Origin of the sequence: Nonomuraea sp. B19D2, from assembly GCF_040137845.1 — a bacterium.
GTDB lineage: Bacteria > Actinomycetota > Actinomycetes > Streptosporangiales > Streptosporangiaceae > Nonomuraea.
Genome location: NZ_JBEFAK010000013.1, coordinates 255,694 through 273,835, shown reverse-complemented (window position 1 = coordinate 273,835; position 18,142 = coordinate 255,694). Strand labels below are relative to the sequence as shown.

Below are 18,142 nucleotides of genomic sequence, written 5' to 3'. Positions count from 1 at the left end.
CTGAACGACCAAGGAGATACGACGTCAGCGGGCAACCACCCCGATTTTCAGGCCAGAACGGCCTCCTCCACCAGGGGAGATCGGAGACTAAAGCGGGTGCCGCAGGTTCGAATCCTGCCGGGGGCACGCACCAAATCTTCGGCACTGGCACTCGCGACCTGCCATCAGCAGGCCGAACAGGCACCTCACCAACCGGTAGACCAGCGATAACAACCTTGCGATGGTCGCAGCCGCCGCTCTGATAGCGCAACTAAACCCCAGCTCGGAGCACGAAATCGTGTTTCCGAGCGGGACACCGTCCTGGCCGGGCTCATGGCTGTACCCGCCGTCCTCATCTCCTCCCCGCGGACTCGAGCGCGTGGCACCCACCAAGCCGGGACGCCCTGTCGACGGCACAGCGCGGTGGCCGGCACAGTCCCACGTGCCGACGCTGGTCACAGCCCGCATCTCCCGGCGGTGAGTGCGGTGATCGCGCACTCGGCGGCGTGCTGTGCCGCGAATGCGGAGGGGAGGGGGGCACAACTTCGGGAGCCGCGGCCGGCCGGTCCGCCGGTGATCCTCCACTGCCAGGCAGGGCGTGGGGGGTGACGATGGCAGACGGGCGCCGCCGCCGGGGGAGTGCTCCGCGCCGTCCGGACCAGTACGTCGTGTGTCACCCCGCGCCCCGCCGTGGTGGCGCAGTACCGGCGGCCGCTGTCGTGAACGGTCCAGTCCAGGGGTGTCGGGGTGGAGTCCGACACCTCCAGGAGGGTGTCCGCGAGGTCGGCCAGAATCCGATACAGCGCGGCTCGTACCACCTCGGTGTGGTCGCGGCCCCAGTGGCACGGGGACCGTTCGGCGACCTCCTGCGCGAGGGTGTGCGCGGCGAGTTCGCGCAACGGATCTCCGGCGCCGGGGTATCCCGGCGCCAGGACTGCGGCGGCGCCCCGTAGGAGGTCGTCCCGGGTCATTGCGGTGCCGCGGGCCAGCTTCCACAGGTCGGCCGGGCCGACACCGTCGACCGTGCGCCGGATGCAGAGGGCCGCCGTGTCGGAGGGGGCCGGGACCTCGGCGTTCAGGAGACCCGCCTGTACGTCCGTGGCCGCGTACACATCGCCCGGCTGGAGCGCGCCCGGCGGCACCGACCCCACCGTCTGAAGGACCCGCTCGTGGATGCGGCGTACGGGATGGGGCCCAGGAGGAGGCGCCGGTTGTCCGGCCAGTACGCACGGAGCGTCGGGCAGGTGCGCCGGCGCGACCCTCAGGGCGGCGCACGCCCGTGTCAGATGACCGGCCATGGTGATCAGTCGTCCAGCACGGCCAGGGCGTCGATCTCGACGAGCAGTCCCGGCGGAAGCCGCATGTACACGGTGGTGCGGGCGGGGAAGGGCGCGCCGACAGCCGCCGCGTACGCCTGGTTCATCTCGGCCAGATGGGCGGGCTCTGTGAGGTACACGCGCAGCATGACGACGTCCTCCCAGCCCGCGCCGGCCGCCTTGAGCACGGCATCGACGTTGCGCAGGGTCTGCGCGGTCTGATCGGCGACCGTGGCGCCGGCGACCTCGCCGGTGTCCGGGTCGAAGGGGAGTTGCCCGGAGACCTGAAGGATGGGGCCCTTGCGGATGCCCTGGGACAGCGGGGCCCCCAGGATGGGGGCGTTCTCGGTGCTGATGACGGTTCTGGTCATGATGTTCCTCAGCTCCAGACCTGGCGTTCGGGGGTGCGGGGGCCGTCGATTTGGGTCCACTCGGTGTCGATGCGCATGGTCGCTCCGCGTTCTGCGTCGTACGGATCCCAGCCGGGGTCGCCGGTCCTGGCGAACCGGATCCAGGTCTCGTGTACGCGGGCGGCGAGGCCCGCGGGAGCCGTGCCGGGACCGAGCAGGGCGTTGGGGCCGTGCAGGTCGGGCCGGTCCGCGAGGTCGAAGACGAAGGGCAGCTCGACCGCGTGGGTGGCGCCGAGCTCTCCGTCCAGGGCCTGGGAGCGCCAGGCGAACTCGTAGGCGTAGGTGACGGACCCGGGATGGGCGGCGTGTGCGCCGGCCAGAGCGCGGCTGCCCGCGCCGAACAGGGCGTCGCCCATGATGGCGGAGCGCAGTTCCGCGAAGGACGCCTCGGGGCGCGACTCGCGGTATGCCTCGACGAGCCGTGCTGGATCCGGGTGCGAGCGCGCCGCCGCCTCGTCGACGTCGGCGGCGGTCGAGGTGGCGTACTTGCCCACCGGGACCAGGTAGAGGTTCCCCTCTTCGGTGTTGGTGCCGACGAGCAGGTCGACGTCGGCGCTCAAGCCGACGGCGACGGACGCGGCGGGTTGTGTGTCGAGGACCAGGCTGAACGGGCTGAGTCCGATCAGCGGGTCGCCGTGGGTGTCGGTCCGCAGATCGATGCCCGCGAGCCGGGAGGCGGCCTCGACCAGGCGTTCGTCGGAGACGTCGGCGAACGCGCCGGCGTGGGGCTCAATGCCCAGGGCCTCGGCCGCCGCCTTGGTGACGCGGGCGGCCTGCTCGGTGCTGAACGCGCCCAGGCCGCTGCCGCTCTGCACGATCGCCCGGTGGAACAGGCCCGCGGCATCGGAGGTGGCCAGGACGCCGCCGACGATGGTCGCCCCGGCCGACTGGCCGAAGAGGGTGACGTTGTGCGGGTCGCCGCCGAAGGCTGCGATGTTCTCCTGGACCCAGCGCAGCGCGGCGACCACGTCGAGCAGGCCGCGGTTGGCGGGCGCGCCGGGGAGGTCGAGGAACCCGGCGATGCCGAGCCGGTAGTTGAGAGTGACCAGGACGACGCCGTCGCGGGCGAACGCGGAGCCGTCGTACATTGTGGATCGCGTCGAGCCGGCGACGAATCCGCCGCCGTGGACGAACACCATGACCGGCAGTTCGTCACCGCCGGTGGCGGGCGCGAAGATGTTGACCGTGAGATAGTCCTCCCCGCGGCTCCAACCGGCGCCGAAATAGGGGGACATATCCACGCTGCCGAGCTTGCGTTCGGACTGCGGCGCGTTGGGACCCGGCGCCGTGGCGTCCCGCACGTCCTCCCACGGCTCGTGCGGCCGCGGCGGCGCGAAACGGCCGGCGCCGCGAGGTGGGGCGGCATAGGGGATGTTCAGGAAGGTGAGGGCCGCGCCTTGGCGCAGACCACGGACGGCTCCCTGGGCGGTGGCGACGACGGGGTCAGGGCGGTGGTTCACGGTGGTGCCTTTCCGGGGCTCAGAACTGCTCGGTGTACGGGGCGAAGGGCGCCCAGCCCTTGATCGCGAACTTGCTCCCCTCGCGGATGACTTCAGCGGCACCATGGCCGCCCAGGTGCGCGGGAATGACGAGGGCGTTGTTGTCGACCGCCCAGCCCAGGAGCTTGTGGCGGGTGGCGCGGGCTTCGGCGGGGTCCTCGCAGAAGCAGCTGTTGGAATCGGGTTCGTGGATCTGGAGCGGGCTGTGCAGCAGGTCGCCGACGAACAGCGCCCGGTCCGGCCCGGACTCCAGCGTCAGCACCGACGAGCCCGGCGTGTGGCCAGGGGCGAGGTCGAGGCGCAGATTGCCGTCGATGCGGTGGCTGCCCTCCCAGAGCTGGGTCTGGCCGGCCTCGTGTACGGGGGCGACGCTGTCCTCGAAGACATTCTGGTTACCGCGGCCCAGCATGGGCTTGTGGTCGTTGGCAGGGTTCCAGAAGTCGAAGTCCGTCTTGGACATGAGATAGGTGGCGTTGGGGAACGTCGGCACCCAGGTCCGGCCATCAAGGTAGGTGTTCCAGCCGACGTGGTCGATGTGCAGGTGCGTGTTGATCACGATGTCGACGTCTTCAGGACGGACCCCGGCGCGGGCGAGATTGTCCAGGAAGGCGGTGTCCAACCGGTTCCACACGGGTGCGTACGGGCGATCCTTGTGGTTGCCGACGCCGGTGTCGACCAGGATGGTTCTTCCCTCGCTGCGCAGCACCCAGGTCTGGATCGCCGAGTTGACGATCCGGGTCTCGGCGTTCAGGAAGTGCGGTGCCAGCCAGGAACGGTGGGCCTCCCATGCCTGCGCCGGGCTCTTCGGGAAGAACGCCTCAGGCGTCATGTCAACAGGGCCGAAGTACTCCCAGACCCGGGTCAGCGTGACATCGCCCAGGGTGATGGTGTCCACGATTGTCTCCAGTTCGATCGGTTCCGCGTGCTCGGCCGCGGCACGGCTGAGCGGCCGCTCATGACGGGTTCAGGGGGTGCCGCGCTCCTGCGGGGCGGTGTGCCGGTGGTGCTGTGACCCCGGCGGAGGCGTCCCCGTCCTCAGGGGGTTACGCCTGCTCATCCATGGTGCGCCGGCCGTGGTGGACAGCGGTATGAGTCACCTGACTGCATCTGGGCACAACGCGGTGTGCCGACCCGCTCAGCAGGCGGCGCCGGCGGGTCAAAGGCTCGTGCGAGCGCCGTCAGAATCAGGTCGATACGGTTCAGATGGAGCAGCAGGCGCTCCTGCGGCGACAGTGGCCCGCGACGCGTACGCCGTTCACCGGAGAGCAGCGACAGCGCTCCGGCGATCTTGAGGCGTTCCGGGTGGGAGGCGGTGCGCCGCCGGCGTCGCGCGAGGCGGATCAGGCGCGTCACCCTCCCCTGCGTGCGGTCGGCCGCCGCGGTGACCCGGGTGGCGTACTCGTCGTCCTGCGGGAGGCGCCCGGCCACGACGGCCAGGTTCCGGGCGTGGTAGGCACAGGCTTCCAGCCGTTCCAACAGGTGGCGAGCTCGATCACGACGGCCGCGCTGGGGATTGAACGGGTGGGTGAGCGGCAGACAGGCTTTGCGGAAGGACTCCAGCGCCCGGTCGAGATCACGGGACGCGCGTATCAGGCTCGTCGTGGTGCCGGTGCTCGGGCTCCGCGTCGTCGCGTCCAGCAGACGGCTGAGGGCCAACAGGAAGCGGACTAGTTCCTCGTCGCCGGCCCGGCGGACCGTGAGGGGCGCCACGACCACGGTGGCGAGGACGCCGCAGGCGACTCCCAGCGCGGTCTCCTGCACGCGCAGGACGAGCACGGTCGTCGAGAAGGTGTCCAGCAGCGCGAGCAGCATGCTCAGCATGCCGGTGATGAAGAACGTCACTGCCCAGTAGGCGTCTGCCGGCGTGTAGAAGGTCCCGAACATGCACGCCAGCAGCAGCACCAGAAGCAGCGGGCCGTACGGTCCGGCCAGGGTGGCCAGGCCGTAGCCGAACACCGCGCCGAGAACTGTGCCCGCCACTCGGCGCGCGCTTTGCAGGAGGACTTCGCCGGTGCTCTCGGTGTTGATGAACACGACCCACGTGGCCATGACGGCCCAGTACCAGTGGTCGGGTGACAACAGGTGACCACCGAGGATGGACAGCGTGGAGGCGGCGGTCACCCGGAGGGCCTGCCGGGTCGTTCCCCGCCTCCGGCCTTCGGGGTCCGCCTCGCGGCAGCGCCCGGCGGTCCGCGGTGCGGCGGGCTCGTACGGAGTCGCCCCGATCCCCGTCGGGGAGACGACGCGCGGGCCGGGAAGGCGCATGGCCGCGGCCAGTTCGTCGATCTCCCGAAGACAGTCCGGTAGCAGGGCGGGTGCGTCACGTGGTGTGCGAGCCGCGCGGACGGCGAGTACGACGAGTCGCTGGGCGGCCACCTCCGCGCGTGTGACGTGCCGCAGGATCCGGCCATCGGTGGCCTCGCCGACCGCGCGCTCACCGAGAAAGTCCCCGATCAGGAGCGCAGCCGCGTGGAGCCGGTCCAGACGGCGCTCCAGCGACAGGCTCAGCGTGCCGGTGTCCTGCGCGGTGCTGAGCAGGACGGCCGTGTCTCGCAGGACGTCGCGCAGTCGCGCGTTGAAGGTGCGCCGCAGGCGGGCGAGAACACGGGACGACGTCATGAATCCCGTGCCGTAGAAAACGGCCACGACGGCACAGAACGCGACGACTACAGCCCCACCCATCGCCGGCAGCTCGCTCGCTCGTGCCCCGGCGAACTGCGCCAGGAAGAAGCCCATGAAACCGAAGACGCCCACGCCCTGCCCTCTGGCGCCGTACTGGCGGGCGCGGACGGCGAGGTAGATGAGCAGCAGGAACACGATTGCGGCCGTGACCGGGTACGGCCTCAGCACGGCTCCTGCGGCCAGGGCCGCGAGGGACACCGGAGCCCCTATCCCCAGCGTGATGAGCTGGTTGCGCGAATGCAGATCGCTGATGGCCAGCGAGGTCACCATCGCGGTGAACCCGCCGGCCAGCAACGCCGTGCCGGACTGCCCCAGGGCCGCCAGGACGGTCAGGGACGCGGCGGCGCCAAGGACGGCGCGCATCGCGGAGGCCAGCCGCATCAGCCCGGGGTCGGCGGCGGCGAAGCGCTCCCACAGCAACGCCGTCTTTCTTGCCCGCATGACGGTCTCCGTACATCCTTCCGTGAGCGAACAGAGGTCCTCCGACGGCCGGGTCAGCTACGGCTGAACCCCGCCCACTCCTTGATCCGGAAATTTCCGCCGCTGCGCGCCACCTCTGCGGCGCCGTGGCCGGGAAGGTGCGCGGGCAGGATGAGGGCCTTGTGATCGGCGGCCCACTCCAGTTCGCGGCGCCGGGTCGCGAGCGCCTGCTTCTCGTCCTCCTCGAAGCAACTGTTGAACTCGGGGTGTTCGAGCTGCAGCGGGGTGTGGAGCAGGTCGCCGATGAACACCGCTCTGTCGTTTCCCGACTCCAGCCGGATTACGGACGAGCCGGGAGTATGTCCGGCGGCGAGGTCCAGCTTCAGGCCGGAGTCAAGGGTGTACGAGCCCTCCCACAGCTTCACCAGGCCCGCCTCATGCACCGGGAGCACACTGTCCTCCCAGACGTTCTGGTTACCCTGCCAGTACTTCGGCCGCACAGGGCCCGCGGGGTTCCAGAAGTCGAATTCGATCTTCGGGATCAGATAGGTGGCGTTGGGGAAGGTGGGCACCCAGTCACGGCCCTCGCGCCGGGTGTTCCAGCCGACGTGGTCGTTGTGCAGGTGGGTGTTGACAACGACGTCGACGTCCTCCGGCCTGACTCCCGCGCGGGACAGACGGCGCAGGAAGCCCGTGTCCATGTACTGCCACTGCTTGGCGTACGGACGGAACTTGTCGTTCCCGGCACCGGTGTCGATCAGGACCGTCCTGCCCCCGCTGCGCAGGACCCAGGTCTGCAGAGCGGAGTAGACCATGTCGGTGCCCGGCTCCCAGAAGTCCGGGCTCAGCCAGTCCTCGTTCTCCTCCCACAGTTCCTTCGGACTTCCGGGGAAGAACTGGCGTGAGGTCATGCCGACGGGTCCGCTGTACTCCATGACACGAGTGACGGTGACCTTGCCCAGCTCGATCGTCTCGACGCGGGTCCGGCTCTCGGAGGCTGCGGCGGAGGCGGTGGTCGGCCGGCTCAGCGCGCCTCCCAGCAGCCCGGCGGCGCCGATGCCCGCCGCGGCTCCGACAAAGCCGCGCCGGCTCAGGGAACGTGAAGTATTGATGCTGTTCATTTCCGCACTCCGATGGAATCACTGGTCACGGCCTGCGTGTCCTCGCGAGCAAGGAACACCAGGACCGTGACAGGCCGCTTTCTGATGGTCGCGGCCGGATGCTCACCATCGTCCGCAATACGGGCGCGGGCCGGTATCAGTCACTCGACTGAAGAACCGCTGGCAGGGGCATCGGACGGCGGAATATCCCGGACGCCGCACGCGTTGATGACCCCGCGCGATCATTCGAGCACATCTCTGGAGCGTTCGTGGAAAACGGAAGAAGTGCCCGGAGAAAGAGCTCGGCAGACGATCTTGATCTGCCGATGGTGGGCCGGGAAACCGAGACCGCGGAAATCATGCGGCGGATCGCCGCTGACCGGTCCCGCGGCGAAGTCCTGATCCTCACGGGCGACCCCGGTGCCGGCAAGAGCATGCTGCTCGACTTCGCGGCCGGTCACGCGCGGCGCGAGGGCGGACGGGTGCTGCGAGCGGCCGGCAGCGAGTCTGAGGCCCATCTGGGATTCGCGGGCCTCCACCAACTGGTCCGCCCGGTGCTCGGCGAGCTCGACAGCCTGCCGCCGTGGCAGCGCTCCGCGCTCCGGACCGTCCTGGGGCTGGACCAGGGCACCGAGGCCCCAGACGGCGTGCTCACCGGATCGGCCGTTCTCACCTTGCTGTCGGACCTGGCGGAGCCGGCGCCGCTGCTCGTGGTGGTCGACGACGCCCAGTGGATCGACCGGGCATCGCTGGACGTTCTCTCCTTCGTGGCCAGGCGCATGGACGGCGAACCCGTCACGCTGCTGCTGGGTGCACGCGCCGAGGCTGCGGTGCCCGGGTTCAACAAGGGATTCGAGCGCCTGGAGATCGGCCCGCTGAGCGGAGGGGAGGCGAATCGCCTGCTCGACCGGCAGCCAGCGCCGCCCACCGGCCGAACCCGGGTACGGATCCTGCAGGAGTCGGCCGGCAACCCGCTGGCCCTGGTCGAACTCGCCCGCGCCGACGCGACCCGGCCTTCAGACGGCGGCAGCGTGGCGGGCCCGCTGCCCGTCACCGATCGACTGGAGCGGATCTTCGCGGAGCAGGCGCGGTTCCTGCCGGAGGCGACCCGTCGCCCCCTTCTGCTGCTCGCGGCCGCTGACGCGACGGACGCGCCCACGGCCTCTCGCGGACTCCCCGAAGCCGGCGACAAGGCGTGGGAACCCGCGGAGCGAGCCGGTCTCGTACGCCAGGACGCCCCCTGGATCTCCTTCCGCCACCCGCTCATCCGCTCGGCCATCTACCATGCCGCCTCCTTCGAGGAACGCAGGCATGCGCATCTCGCTCTCGCGGAGCTGAGCGAGGAGCCCGACCGCCGGGCCTGGCACCTCGCCGCCGCGACCACGCGTCCCGACGAGGAGGTGTCGGCCGCCCTGCGGCAGACGGCCGGCCGGGCACGGCGCCGGGGTGGCTACGCGGCCGCCGCCGCCGCTCTGGAACGCGCGGCGGAGCTGAGCCCGCGCCGCGCGGACCAGGCGCGGCTGCTGACCGAGGCCGCCGACATGGCCGTCCTCACCGGTCAGCTCGGCTGGGTGGAACGGCTGGCCGCCGAGGTTCGCGAGCACAGTGACGACCCGTCACTGATCGGCAGTGCCGCGCTGGCCACCGGGCGGCTCAGGTCCCTGCGCCGGCCTCATGCGGCGGCCTTCGCCCTGCTGACCCGCGTCGCCGACGAGGCGGCGGCCGTTCACTCGCCCCGCGTGCTGGACGCGCTCGCTGCGGCCGCGGTGGTCCGCTACTACTCGGGCGAGGAGCCACAGCGGCAACGGATCGAGAGCCTGCTCTCCGCCGTGCCGGACCTCACCGCCAGGGGCCCCTTGCGCGCCTGGGTGCAGGCCGTCTCCGACCCCAACGGCGCGGGGGCCTCCCTGGCTCCGGCGCTGCCCGGACTCATCGCCGAGGCCAGGGACGACGCCGGCAGTCTGACCACGCTCGCCATCGTGGCGTGGATCCTGGACCAGACCGCCCTGGCCGCCAGGACCTTCGACGAGGCGTACGACCGGTGGCAGGCCCGTGGCTCGCTGCCGGACGGCCTGGGCTCCGCCGTCGGCTGGACCTACCTGGATCAGGGCCGATGGACCGAGGCCCGTTCGGTGGCCGCCGACATCTCGGCGGTGGCGTCAGCGGCCGGGCTGGACCACGCCGAGGCATGTGCGTACGCGCTGGACGCGACGGCGCTCGCGCTGCTCGGCGAGTCTGGCGACGCGCGACACGGTGCCGAGCGGGCGCTGGCCCTCGTCGACCCGCTGGAGAGCCGCTCCATCGTGGTCTTCGCACGCCGGGCCCTGGGCCTGGCGGCCGTGGCCGAGGGCGACTACGACACCGCGTACGCGCAGTTCCGCTCCGCCTTCACCGGCGACGGCGATCCGGTCCACTATCACGTCTCCTACACCGTCCTGGCCGAACTCGCCGCGGCGGCCGTCCGCCTGGGGCGGCGGGAGGACGCCGCCGACCTGCTGGAGCGATCGGCGTGGCGCCTGGGTACCGGCATGTCGGTACGGATCACCGCACTGCTCAACCGAGGCCGCGCCCTGCTCGCCGAACGGGACCACGCGGAACCGTACTTCCAGGCGGCGCTGGCGGACGATGCGGGGGAGCAGTGGCCGTTCGAGCGGGCACAGACACAGCTGGACTACGGTGAGTGGCTCAGGCGGCAGCGTCGCATCGCCGAGGCCCGCCCGCTGCTGACCATGGCACTCGACACCTTCCAGCGGCTCGGCGCTCGGCCATGGATGGAGCGGGCGAAGGCGGAACTGCGCGCCGCCGGCATCGAGGCCGCCGACAGTGTGGCGCCCGGCGCTCTCACTGAGCTCAGTCCCCAGCAGCAGCAGATCGTCCAGCTCGCGGCCCGCGGCCTGACGAACCGTGAGATCGGAGAGAGAATGTACCTCTCGCCGCGCACGGTCGGCTCCCACCTCTACCGGGTGTTCCCCAAACTGGGCATCACCGCCCGCGCACAACTCCGCGACGTGGTCGAAGGCACCCTGTCGAGGGTCGGCGGCCAGGGCCGGGATCCGGTCTGACACATGCGTGGACCGGAATGCTGCTGCCTATGCTCAGCCGCAAGGGTCGCGCCGGCGTCGCCTACCGTTGTCCTCCAGCAACCGGCCGCACCCTCCGTCTGCCTGAAGGATGTCAAACTGGGCCTAAGTGGTCTCGCCTGGAAGTCTCTCGGGGGTTGACTTCTGACTGATCGGCGACCTCATCGGCGAGTTCATGGTGAACGCCGGGGTGGCCGACGCGGTGGTCGATGGCGCCGTCCGCGACGTCCGGGCGCTGTCGGCGGTGGGCCTGACCGTTTACGCGCGGGCGGTCACCCCCGCTGGGCCTTTCAAGGACGGGCCTGGCACCATCGGCGTCCCGGTGGCGGTCGGCGGCGTGGTGGTGGCGGGGCCGGTGACGTGCTCGTCGGTGACGCCGACGGCGTCGTCGTCATCCCACGCCACCGCGTGAAGGAGGTCGTGGACGCGGTCGACGGGATCGTCGAGAAGGAGGAGGTGCTCCGGCGGTGCATCCTCGCCGCGCGCTTCGGGCATACGGTGGTGAGCCGATGACCGATCCGACGACCACCGTGCCGCCGGCGTTTCCGGATGGGGGGAACTACGCCGCCAGTCACGGCGCCCGGCCCTGGCCCCGGCCCCTCTGGGAGCCGTCTCCCTCGCCATGGGCGAGCCGGACTTCCCGACGCCGCCGCCAGTGATCAAGGCCGCCGCGGCCGCCCTGCGCGCGGGACACACCCACTACGCCGACCAGAAGGGCCTGCCGGAGCTGCGCGCCGCGCTCGCCGCGAGGTTGCCGGGGTGCCCCGGCCGGACCTGGACCACGGACGACATCCTGGTCACCCACGGCGCAACGGCCGCGCTGGCGGCCGTTGCGCTCGCGATGATCGGCCCCGGCGACCGCGTGGTCATCCCCGAGCCCGCCTACTCGCTCTACGCCGACCTGGTCGTCCTGGCCGGGGGGACCGTGGACTTCGTTCCGCTCGCCCCGGACCTGCACTGGGACCTCGACGCCTTGGCCGAGGCCCTTCCCGGCGCCGCAATGATGATTTTCTCGAATCCGTCGAACCCGACCGGTATCGTGCACTGCGAGCAGGAGCTCAAGGCCCTCGGGGATCTCCTTGACGGCTCTGGCATCCTGGTCGTCAGCGACGAGGCGTACCACCGGCTGGTTTACCCGGGGCATGTGATGACCTCGGCGCTGGAGGTCGAATCGCTGCGCGACCGCACGGTGTACGTACAGACGTTCTCCAAGACGTACGCGATGACCGGCTGGCGGGTGGGCTACCTGACCGGGCCGCGCGAGGTGGTGGACGCCGCCGCCCACGTGCACCGGACCCACAACGGCTCGTTGAACACGGCGGTCCAGCACGCGGCCCTTGCTGCCCTTGAGCTGCCGGACGGCATCGTCGACGCCATGGTCGAAAGGTACCGGCAGCGCCGCGAGCTCAGCGCTGATTTTGCTGGTGAGTAGTAGGAGCGTTTGCAGTGTCAGGCCCTGATCTCCTCGGCCAGCCCTCTGAGGGACTCGAGCGGGTGCTCGACTTCGATCCACGGCGGGGTGAGGTCGGTGGGCTCGAAGCGGGACCGTGCCCGCCCAGGACCTGCTGACCCGCCGTATCGACGGCCTGCTCTGCGAGCGGCGCCTCGCGATATGAGTCAGCAGGATGGGAGCGTCGCGGAAGGGGGATGGCCCGGCCCAGGTCGGAAGTCCGGTCTCAATCTTGCGCGGCGCTCCCGGCTCCCGCACGGGCCTCGGGCGTGAATTCGGGCAGGGTGAGGGCCGAATGGGCCGGTCGCGGCTCGGTGGGGGGCATGGCGCTGAGCTTGCGCAGTCTGTCGTTGCGCTGTTCCAAAGCCTGGGCCGTGACCGGGAAGAGCGCGGCGCCGCCCTCGCTGACCAGCCCCTGGTTCACTGCCACGAACTCGCGCGTGCCGGCTTCATAGGCGGCGAGCCCGGCGGAGTAGTCCTGGCCGGCCAGGGAACCGGCGAGCATGTACGCGCCGACGAGTGCGAGGCTGGAGCCCTGTCCGGTGAGGAACGAGGGCGCGTACGCGGCGTCGCCCGCCAGCGCGACCCTGCCGCTGGACCAGCGGGGCATGCGGATCTGGCTGACGCCGTCGAAGAACACGTCCTCCGCCTCGTGCATGGCGGCCAGCATTCCGGGGACCTCCCATCCCGCGTTGGCGAAGACCGCGGCGACGAGATCCCGTTGGGCTTCCGGGTTCGCGAACGCCTCGAGCGGCGGTTCCGGCTGGACGAAGTTCAGGAAGGCGTGCACCTCCTCGTCCTCCCCTACGGCGTAGAGCGCCGCGGCCCTGCCCGGGGTGTTCCACATGACGGTCTCGTGGGAGAGCCCGAGGGTGTTGCGCATGGGGAAGACGGCGAAGCAGTAGCCGAGGTACCGGTGGAACTGCTCCTCGGGGCCGAACACGAGCGCCCGGGTATGTGAGTGCATGCCGTCCGCGGCGAACACCATGTCGAACGTGCGCCGGCCGCCGCCGCGGAAGACGACGTCGACCCCGCCGCCGGACTGGTCGAGGGTGTCGATGGAGCCGTCGAACAGGAACTCCACGTCGTCGCGGACCGCCGTATAGAGCGCATCGGTCAGATCTCCGCGCCGCACCTCCAGGTCCCGTCCCTCGACACCGCCGGTGACCGCGTGCGGGTGGACCGAGGCTACCTCACTGCCGTTCGCGTCGAGAAAGGTCAACCGGCGCAGGTCGATGTGCGCGTCCCGCAGCCGCGGCAGGATCCCCATCCTCTTGACGACCTCCAGCGCGGTACCGCGCACGTCGATGGGATAACCACCGCTACGAACCGCGCTCGCCTTCTCCACCACCGTGACCGCGTATCCGTAACGGGTCAGCCAGTACGCGAGCGTGGGCCCGGCGATGCTGGCCCCGGAGATCAGGACCCTGCCCTTCGGCGTGGTACGGGTGTTCATCAGGAACATGCCTTGGCTCCCTTGTCCATGGTGCGGGTGACGAGCAAGGCCAGCGCCGTGATGACGCCGGCGAGGATGAATCCGGTGATGTACGACGATTCGGCCGCGACATCCGACCCGGACGGGGTCCCGGCGGCCAGGAGCACGCCGCCGAGCATCCCGCCCGACGCCATTCCGAGCACGCGGGTCACCAAGATCAGGCTGGTGGCGGCGCCGGTCTCGTTCGAGGCGGCGGAGGTGGCGATGCTGGTCGTCATCGCAGTGACGATCAGGCCGTTGGCCAGTGCGACCAGTGCCTTGCCGACGACGAGATGCCACGCCTCGAAGTGCACGACTGCCATGGCGATCAGCGCGACCGCCATGACGACGACCCCAGCGGTGGCCACGGCACGTGAGCCGGAACGCCGCTCCCAGTTCCCGCCCATCGGCCCCGCCAGCGCCGCGACCACTGTGCCGGGCAACAGGAAGAAGCCGATCTCGGTGGCGCCGGCCCCGAAGCCGTACCCGGCACCGGACATGCTCCACATCTGCGTGACGAGGAAGATCGACATTGAGGTACCGACGCAGATCATGAACGTCAGCACGCTCGACTTCCAGATCGCCGGCCGAGCCAGCATGCGAAGATCGATCATCGGCGAGGCCGCGCGACGCTCGACGGCGATCCAGCCCGCCACGAGGACGGCCAGGAGCGCGACGAGGCCGAAAAGCACGAGCGGCTGCGAGGCGAGGTCGAGGGCAAAGTTGATCACGAACATGAGCGTGATCAACACCCCGCTCAGCAGGATTAGGCCGGGCCAGTCGACTCCGGCGTCGTCCGACCGGTCCGCCGGGTCCTTCGGCACCAGCCGGTTCACCAGAAGGGTGGCCACGATGACGGCGACCGTCGGGAGTGCGAACATCCAGTGCCGGGACAACTGTTCCGCCACCGGCCCTGCCAGCAGCGTGCCCAGCATCCCACCGCCCACGAACAGTCCGCTGACCACCCCGATGGCCGCCTTCGACTCGCCCGCGGGCAGGTGTTTGCTCATGATGATGAACGACAGGGGCAGCGCGCCCACCATCGCGCCCTGCAGTACCTGGCCGGCCAGTAGCACGGGCAGGCCCGGCGCCAATGCGGATGCCATGCCGCCGACACACACCACGATCATCAGCGGGATCAGGACCCGTTTTCCGCCGTAGCGGTCGCCGAACCTGCCCGCCAACGGTGTGACGAGAGCGCCGGTGATCGGGAGCAGGATGTTGAGCAGCGCCCCTCCAGCGGGCCCAATGTCCAGTTCGCGTTGCAGAAGCGGGAGCGTCGGTGCCACCACCGACTCCAGGGCACCGCTGGCGACCGCCAGCATGCCGAGGGCCCAGACCGCGGCCTTCCCGATTCGCACCGGGGGAGCCAGGGTTGTGGTCATGAGCGTCCTTTCCGTGATGGCATGGTGAGTGAGGAATCGGCACCACCGCGCGTTACTTGGGACGGGCCGTCGAGTCGTCCTCTCCGGCCCCGGGACCGCCTGGGCGCACAGGGAGCCGGCCCGGGCAACGGAAGAAGGTTGCTATTCGATGGCGAGCGCGGCCTCGGCCGGCCGGCCGCGCGTCGCCCGCCATACGGGCAGGAGCGCGGCTCCGAGCGTCAGCAGAACGGTCAGCGCGGCCGTCAACACGTAGATCCACGGGGACCCGGCGGGCAGCACCGAGCCGAGGCGCTTGAGGCTGACGGGCACCAGAATCCCGAGGACGGCAACGGTGCCCAGCGCGATGCCGCCGACCGCCAGGATCGCCCCTTCCAAGCCGGCCATCCGCAGCACCTGACCACGAGTCGAGCCCGCGAGCCGCTGCAGCCCGAACTCCCGCCTCCTCGCCGTCATGCTCGACATCAGCGTGTTGATCACCGTGATCGCCGCGTACCCCGCGATCATGATCACCGTGAGGTAGATCGCGAAGTTGGCGGTCGTCTTCTGGTCGTCGAACTCCCTGAGCAGGACGTCTCGGCCGGTCACCCTCAGACCGCCCTCGGCGGAGGTCACCTTGGTCAGGTCCGCCACCAATTGTTTGGGGTCAGTGTTTTTGTCGCCTTTGACCAGGATTCGCGTCGCGTGTCCCTCAGTGGTGTGAGCTGCCAAGGTGTCGGCGGGAAGCAACATGGTGTTGTAGCCGTCCGGAGCGGAGAACAGTGCCGCCACCCGCACGTCGAGAGTGGTGTTGTCGCCCATCCGCAGCGTGATGGTGCCGCCGACGCCGACGCCCAGCTTCTCGGCGTGCTGGCTCCCGATCGCGATCGTGTCATGGCACAGGTCGGCGAGTTTGCCCGCAGTGACCTGGACCGGTGTGGTGGCCTCGGCGCCCTTGGCGGTGACGCCCTGGAGGGTCCAGCCCTCGGTCATCGGCGAGCTCTCATCCGGCTTCTCGATGAAGCCGACGCTGCTGACGTACTCCGAGGCACCGGCGACGTGCGGCAAGGCGTTGATACGTGCCACCAGGCCCGCGTCGAAACGGTCCCGGGTGGTCACCACGGCGTCGGCGACCAGGTTGCCGGCGAAGCCCCGCCGATCGGCCTCGTCATTGGTCGTCTGGAGGTACACCATGCCAGTCGACACCGCGGTCAACAGGATGACGGGGCCCAACACGGCCGCCATCCGGCCGCCGCGGCCACGTGCGTTGAGCACGGCGAGCTGGCCGGTCACCCCTCCCAGCGCGCGCACCGGCCACTGCACGGCAAAGGTCGTGATCGTCGTCAGCACGGGTGCGAGCATGGCGAATCCGATAGCGAGCAGGATCACGGCGGGCGCGGCGGTGGCCGGCGTGAGTGGTCCACTCATCACGGCGATGGTCACGATCATCATGGCGATTCCACCGGCCAGGGAAGCCACCGCCAGCAGCATGCGTCCGCGGCCGATCAGCTTGCCTTCGACAGAGACCTCCGCGAGCGCCTGGGTCGGCTTGACGCGCGACGCCCCTCTGCCGGCGCCAAGGGCACCGGCAAGGGCCGCGAGGATCGCCACCGCCATGGCGGCCACGGTTGGAATCCAGCCTTGCCGGAAGGCCAAGCCGTCCGCGGCGATCCCGCGCTCGACCAGCTGGTCAAACATGAACTGGCCCAGGAACCGGCCCGGAAAGTAGGCCAGTGAGGTGGCGAGTATGGACAGCAGCAACGTCTCGCGGGAGATCAGCCGGCGCAGGTGACGAGGTGTCGCTCCCACGGCTCGCAGCAACGCCAGATCCCGCTGGCGCTGGGCGATCGAAAGGGCGAGCATGGAGGCCACCCCGAAGATGGACACCAGGATCGCGAAGGCGGTGATGACACCGGCCAGAGCCATCACGGTGACGCCGCTCGCCTTGGCCTCGCGTAGTTCGGCCTGCCCCCGCTTGTCGCCCACCAGGGTGACGGTTCCGCTGCCCAGCTTGGCGTCGATTCGCTCCTGGAGCTCGCTGACGTCCGCTCCCGGCTTGGCCTGCACACCGATCGCGTCGACGGTATCCGGCGGTGGGGCTCCCTCGAAGACGAAACTCTTGGTCTTTTGTACGCCGGGCAGCGCCGCGATCGTGTCCGCCAGCCCTGCGTCGATGCGGACCCGCTCGGGCAGGATAGGAGGTTCGTCAGTGTCGCCGCCGGAGCCGCGGTATTCCTGGTCGCCGGTGACGATGACGTCGGCCGAGGCCAGCCGCTGCGGCGGCACATCCGTGCGGATGCCGGTCTCGATCAGGCCGCCACAGGCCATCATGATGGCCGCCGCGAGGAACATGGCGAGAAAGGCCGCCACGAACATGCCCGCGCGAAACCGCAAGGTACGCAGAGCGAGCTGCAGCATCAACGCTGCCCTCCTCGGTTCCTCGCCGGCTGCGGGCGGGGGCCTTCGACGGCGAACGCGCCCAGGTGAGTCATTCGGTCGGCAACGGATTCGGCGGTCGGCGAGTGCAGCTCACCGGCCAGCCGCCCGTCGGCGAGAAATAGGACGCGGTCGGCGTACGACGCCGCGACCGGATCGTGGGTCACCATCACGATCGTCTGACCGGCCACCCGCGAGGAATGCCGCAGCAGCTGGAGAATGTCTCGCGCGGTCCTGGTGTCCAGCGCACCGGTCGGCTCGTCGGCGAAGATGACGGCGGGGTCGCTGATCAACGCCCTGGCGATGGCGACCCGCTGCTGCTGTCCGCCGGACAGCTCCGCCGGACGGTGGTTGCTCCGCTGGGCAAGGCCGACCTGGTCGAGGACCTGCGCAACCCGGCCCCGTTTCGGTTTACGGCCGGCGAGCCGCAGCGGCAACGTCACGTTCTGCCGCACGGTTAGGACCGGAAGCAGGTTGAACGCCTGGAAGACGAAGCCGATCCGGTCTCGCCGTAGTTTCGTCAACTCGGTCTCGTTCATCTCGCTGAGCTCGTGCTCCTCGAGCAGAACCGAGCCGGACGTCGGCTGATCGAGCCCGGCCGCACACTGCAACAAGGTGCTCTTGCCGGAACCGGACGGCCCCATGATCGCCGTGAAGGTTCCTCGGCCGAACTGCGTCGTCACCTCCTCCAGCGCCACCACCTGGTTATCGCGCCTTCCATAGACCTTGCGGACGGCCGGCAGCCGAATCGCGTCGGCGTAGTCTCCGGTGTTCTTCAACGTTTATTCCTGCCGCTTTGCCGGACAATTCCGCCACCAACTCTTCCGGGCACCGCGGTGCCGCACATCGTTCGCCGAGACCGTCTTCGCCTGGTGCACGCGGACCAGCCCGGCTCGCTCTCTGGTGCGGACGCACTACACACGTGCGGCAAGGCT

13 protein-coding genes are annotated in these 18,142 nt (G+C 70.1%); 3 read left to right on the top strand and 10 right to left on the bottom strand.

Annotated elements, in window-relative coordinates; all coding sequences use genetic code 11:
- Window positions 1-434: 434 nt before the first annotated feature.
- From ABN273_RS25105 to ABN273_RS25080, 6 genes are all read right to left on the bottom strand, one after another.
- Window positions 435-1,277: a hypothetical protein gene (locus tag ABN273_RS25105; protein ID WP_349451432.1), complete on the bottom strand. Its 843-nt coding sequence runs from the start codon at window positions 1,275-1,277 to the stop codon at window positions 435-437.
- A gap of 5 nt (window positions 1,278-1,282) precedes the next feature.
- Window positions 1,283-1,666 (bottom strand): RidA family protein, encoded by a 384-nt coding sequence (locus ABN273_RS25100; protein ID WP_349451431.1) that lies wholly within the window; start codon window positions 1,664-1,666, stop codon window positions 1,283-1,285.
- An 8-nt stretch (window positions 1,667-1,674) separates the two neighbouring features.
- Entirely contained in the window at window positions 1,675-3,165 is a 1,491-nt protein-coding gene (locus tag ABN273_RS25095; RefSeq protein WP_349451430.1) for a carboxylesterase/lipase family protein, read from the bottom strand.
- Window positions 3,166-3,184: 19 nt separating this feature from the next.
- Window positions 3,185-4,099 carry an MBL fold metallo-hydrolase gene (locus ABN273_RS25090; RefSeq protein ID WP_502911125.1) on the bottom strand — a complete coding sequence of 305 codons (915 nt, stop codon included), beginning with the start codon at window positions 4,097-4,099 and terminating at the stop codon, window positions 3,185-3,187.
- Between the two features lie 158 nt (window positions 4,100-4,257).
- Complete coding sequence (locus tag ABN273_RS25085; RefSeq protein WP_349451429.1) at window positions 4,258-6,327, bottom strand: FUSC family protein; 2,070 nt, start codon at window positions 6,325-6,327, stop codon at window positions 4,258-4,260.
- 53 nt (window positions 6,328-6,380) lie between these two features.
- Window positions 6,381-7,427 carry an MBL fold metallo-hydrolase gene (locus ABN273_RS25080; RefSeq protein WP_349451428.1) on the bottom strand — a complete coding sequence of 349 codons (1,047 nt, stop codon included), beginning with the start codon at window positions 7,425-7,427 and terminating at the stop codon, window positions 6,381-6,383.
- Window positions 7,428-7,732: 305 nt separating this feature from the next.
- On the opposite strand from ABN273_RS25080, the gene ABN273_RS25075 reads away from it, so the two are divergent.
- The 3 genes from ABN273_RS25075 (at window position 7,733) to ABN273_RS25065 (ending at window position 11,918) form a co-directional block, all read left to right on the top strand.
- Window positions 7,733-10,468 (top strand): helix-turn-helix transcriptional regulator, encoded by a 2,736-nt coding sequence (locus ABN273_RS25075; RefSeq protein WP_349451427.1) that lies wholly within the window; start codon window positions 7,733-7,735, stop codon window positions 10,466-10,468.
- 166 nt (window positions 10,469-10,634) lie between these two features.
- Complete coding sequence (locus ABN273_RS25070) at window positions 10,635-10,898, top strand: RraA family protein (RefSeq protein WP_349451446.1); 264 nt, start codon at window positions 10,635-10,637, stop codon at window positions 10,896-10,898.
- Window positions 10,899-11,108: 210 nt separating this feature from the next.
- Entirely contained in the window at window positions 11,109-11,918 is an 810-nt protein-coding gene (locus tag ABN273_RS25065; protein WP_349451426.1) for a pyridoxal phosphate-dependent aminotransferase, read from the top strand.
- Between the two features lie 244 nt (window positions 11,919-12,162).
- Here the strand turns inward: ABN273_RS25065 and ABN273_RS25060 are convergent, their stop codons facing one another.
- The 4 genes from ABN273_RS25060 to ABN273_RS25045 form a co-directional block, all read right to left on the bottom strand.
- Complete coding sequence (locus ABN273_RS25060) at window positions 12,163-13,401, bottom strand: FAD-dependent monooxygenase (protein ID WP_349451425.1); 1,239 nt, start codon at window positions 13,399-13,401, stop codon at window positions 12,163-12,165.
- Window positions 13,392-14,795: an MFS transporter gene (locus tag ABN273_RS25055; RefSeq protein ID WP_349451424.1), complete on the bottom strand. Its 1,404-nt coding sequence runs from the start codon at window positions 14,793-14,795 to the stop codon at window positions 13,392-13,394. Before ABN273_RS25055 ends, ABN273_RS25060 begins: the two co-directional genes overlap by 10 nt.
- 141 nt (window positions 14,796-14,936) lie before the next feature.
- Window positions 14,937-17,189, bottom strand: coding sequence for an ABC transporter permease (locus tag ABN273_RS25050; protein ID WP_349451423.1), 2,253 nt, complete (start codon window positions 17,187-17,189; stop codon window positions 14,937-14,939).
- Window positions 17,189-17,986, bottom strand: coding sequence for an ABC transporter ATP-binding protein (locus tag ABN273_RS25045; protein ID WP_349451422.1), 798 nt, complete (start codon window positions 17,984-17,986; stop codon window positions 17,189-17,191). Before ABN273_RS25045 ends, ABN273_RS25050 begins: the two co-directional genes overlap by 1 nt.
- Window positions 17,987-18,142: the final 156 nt, after the last annotated feature.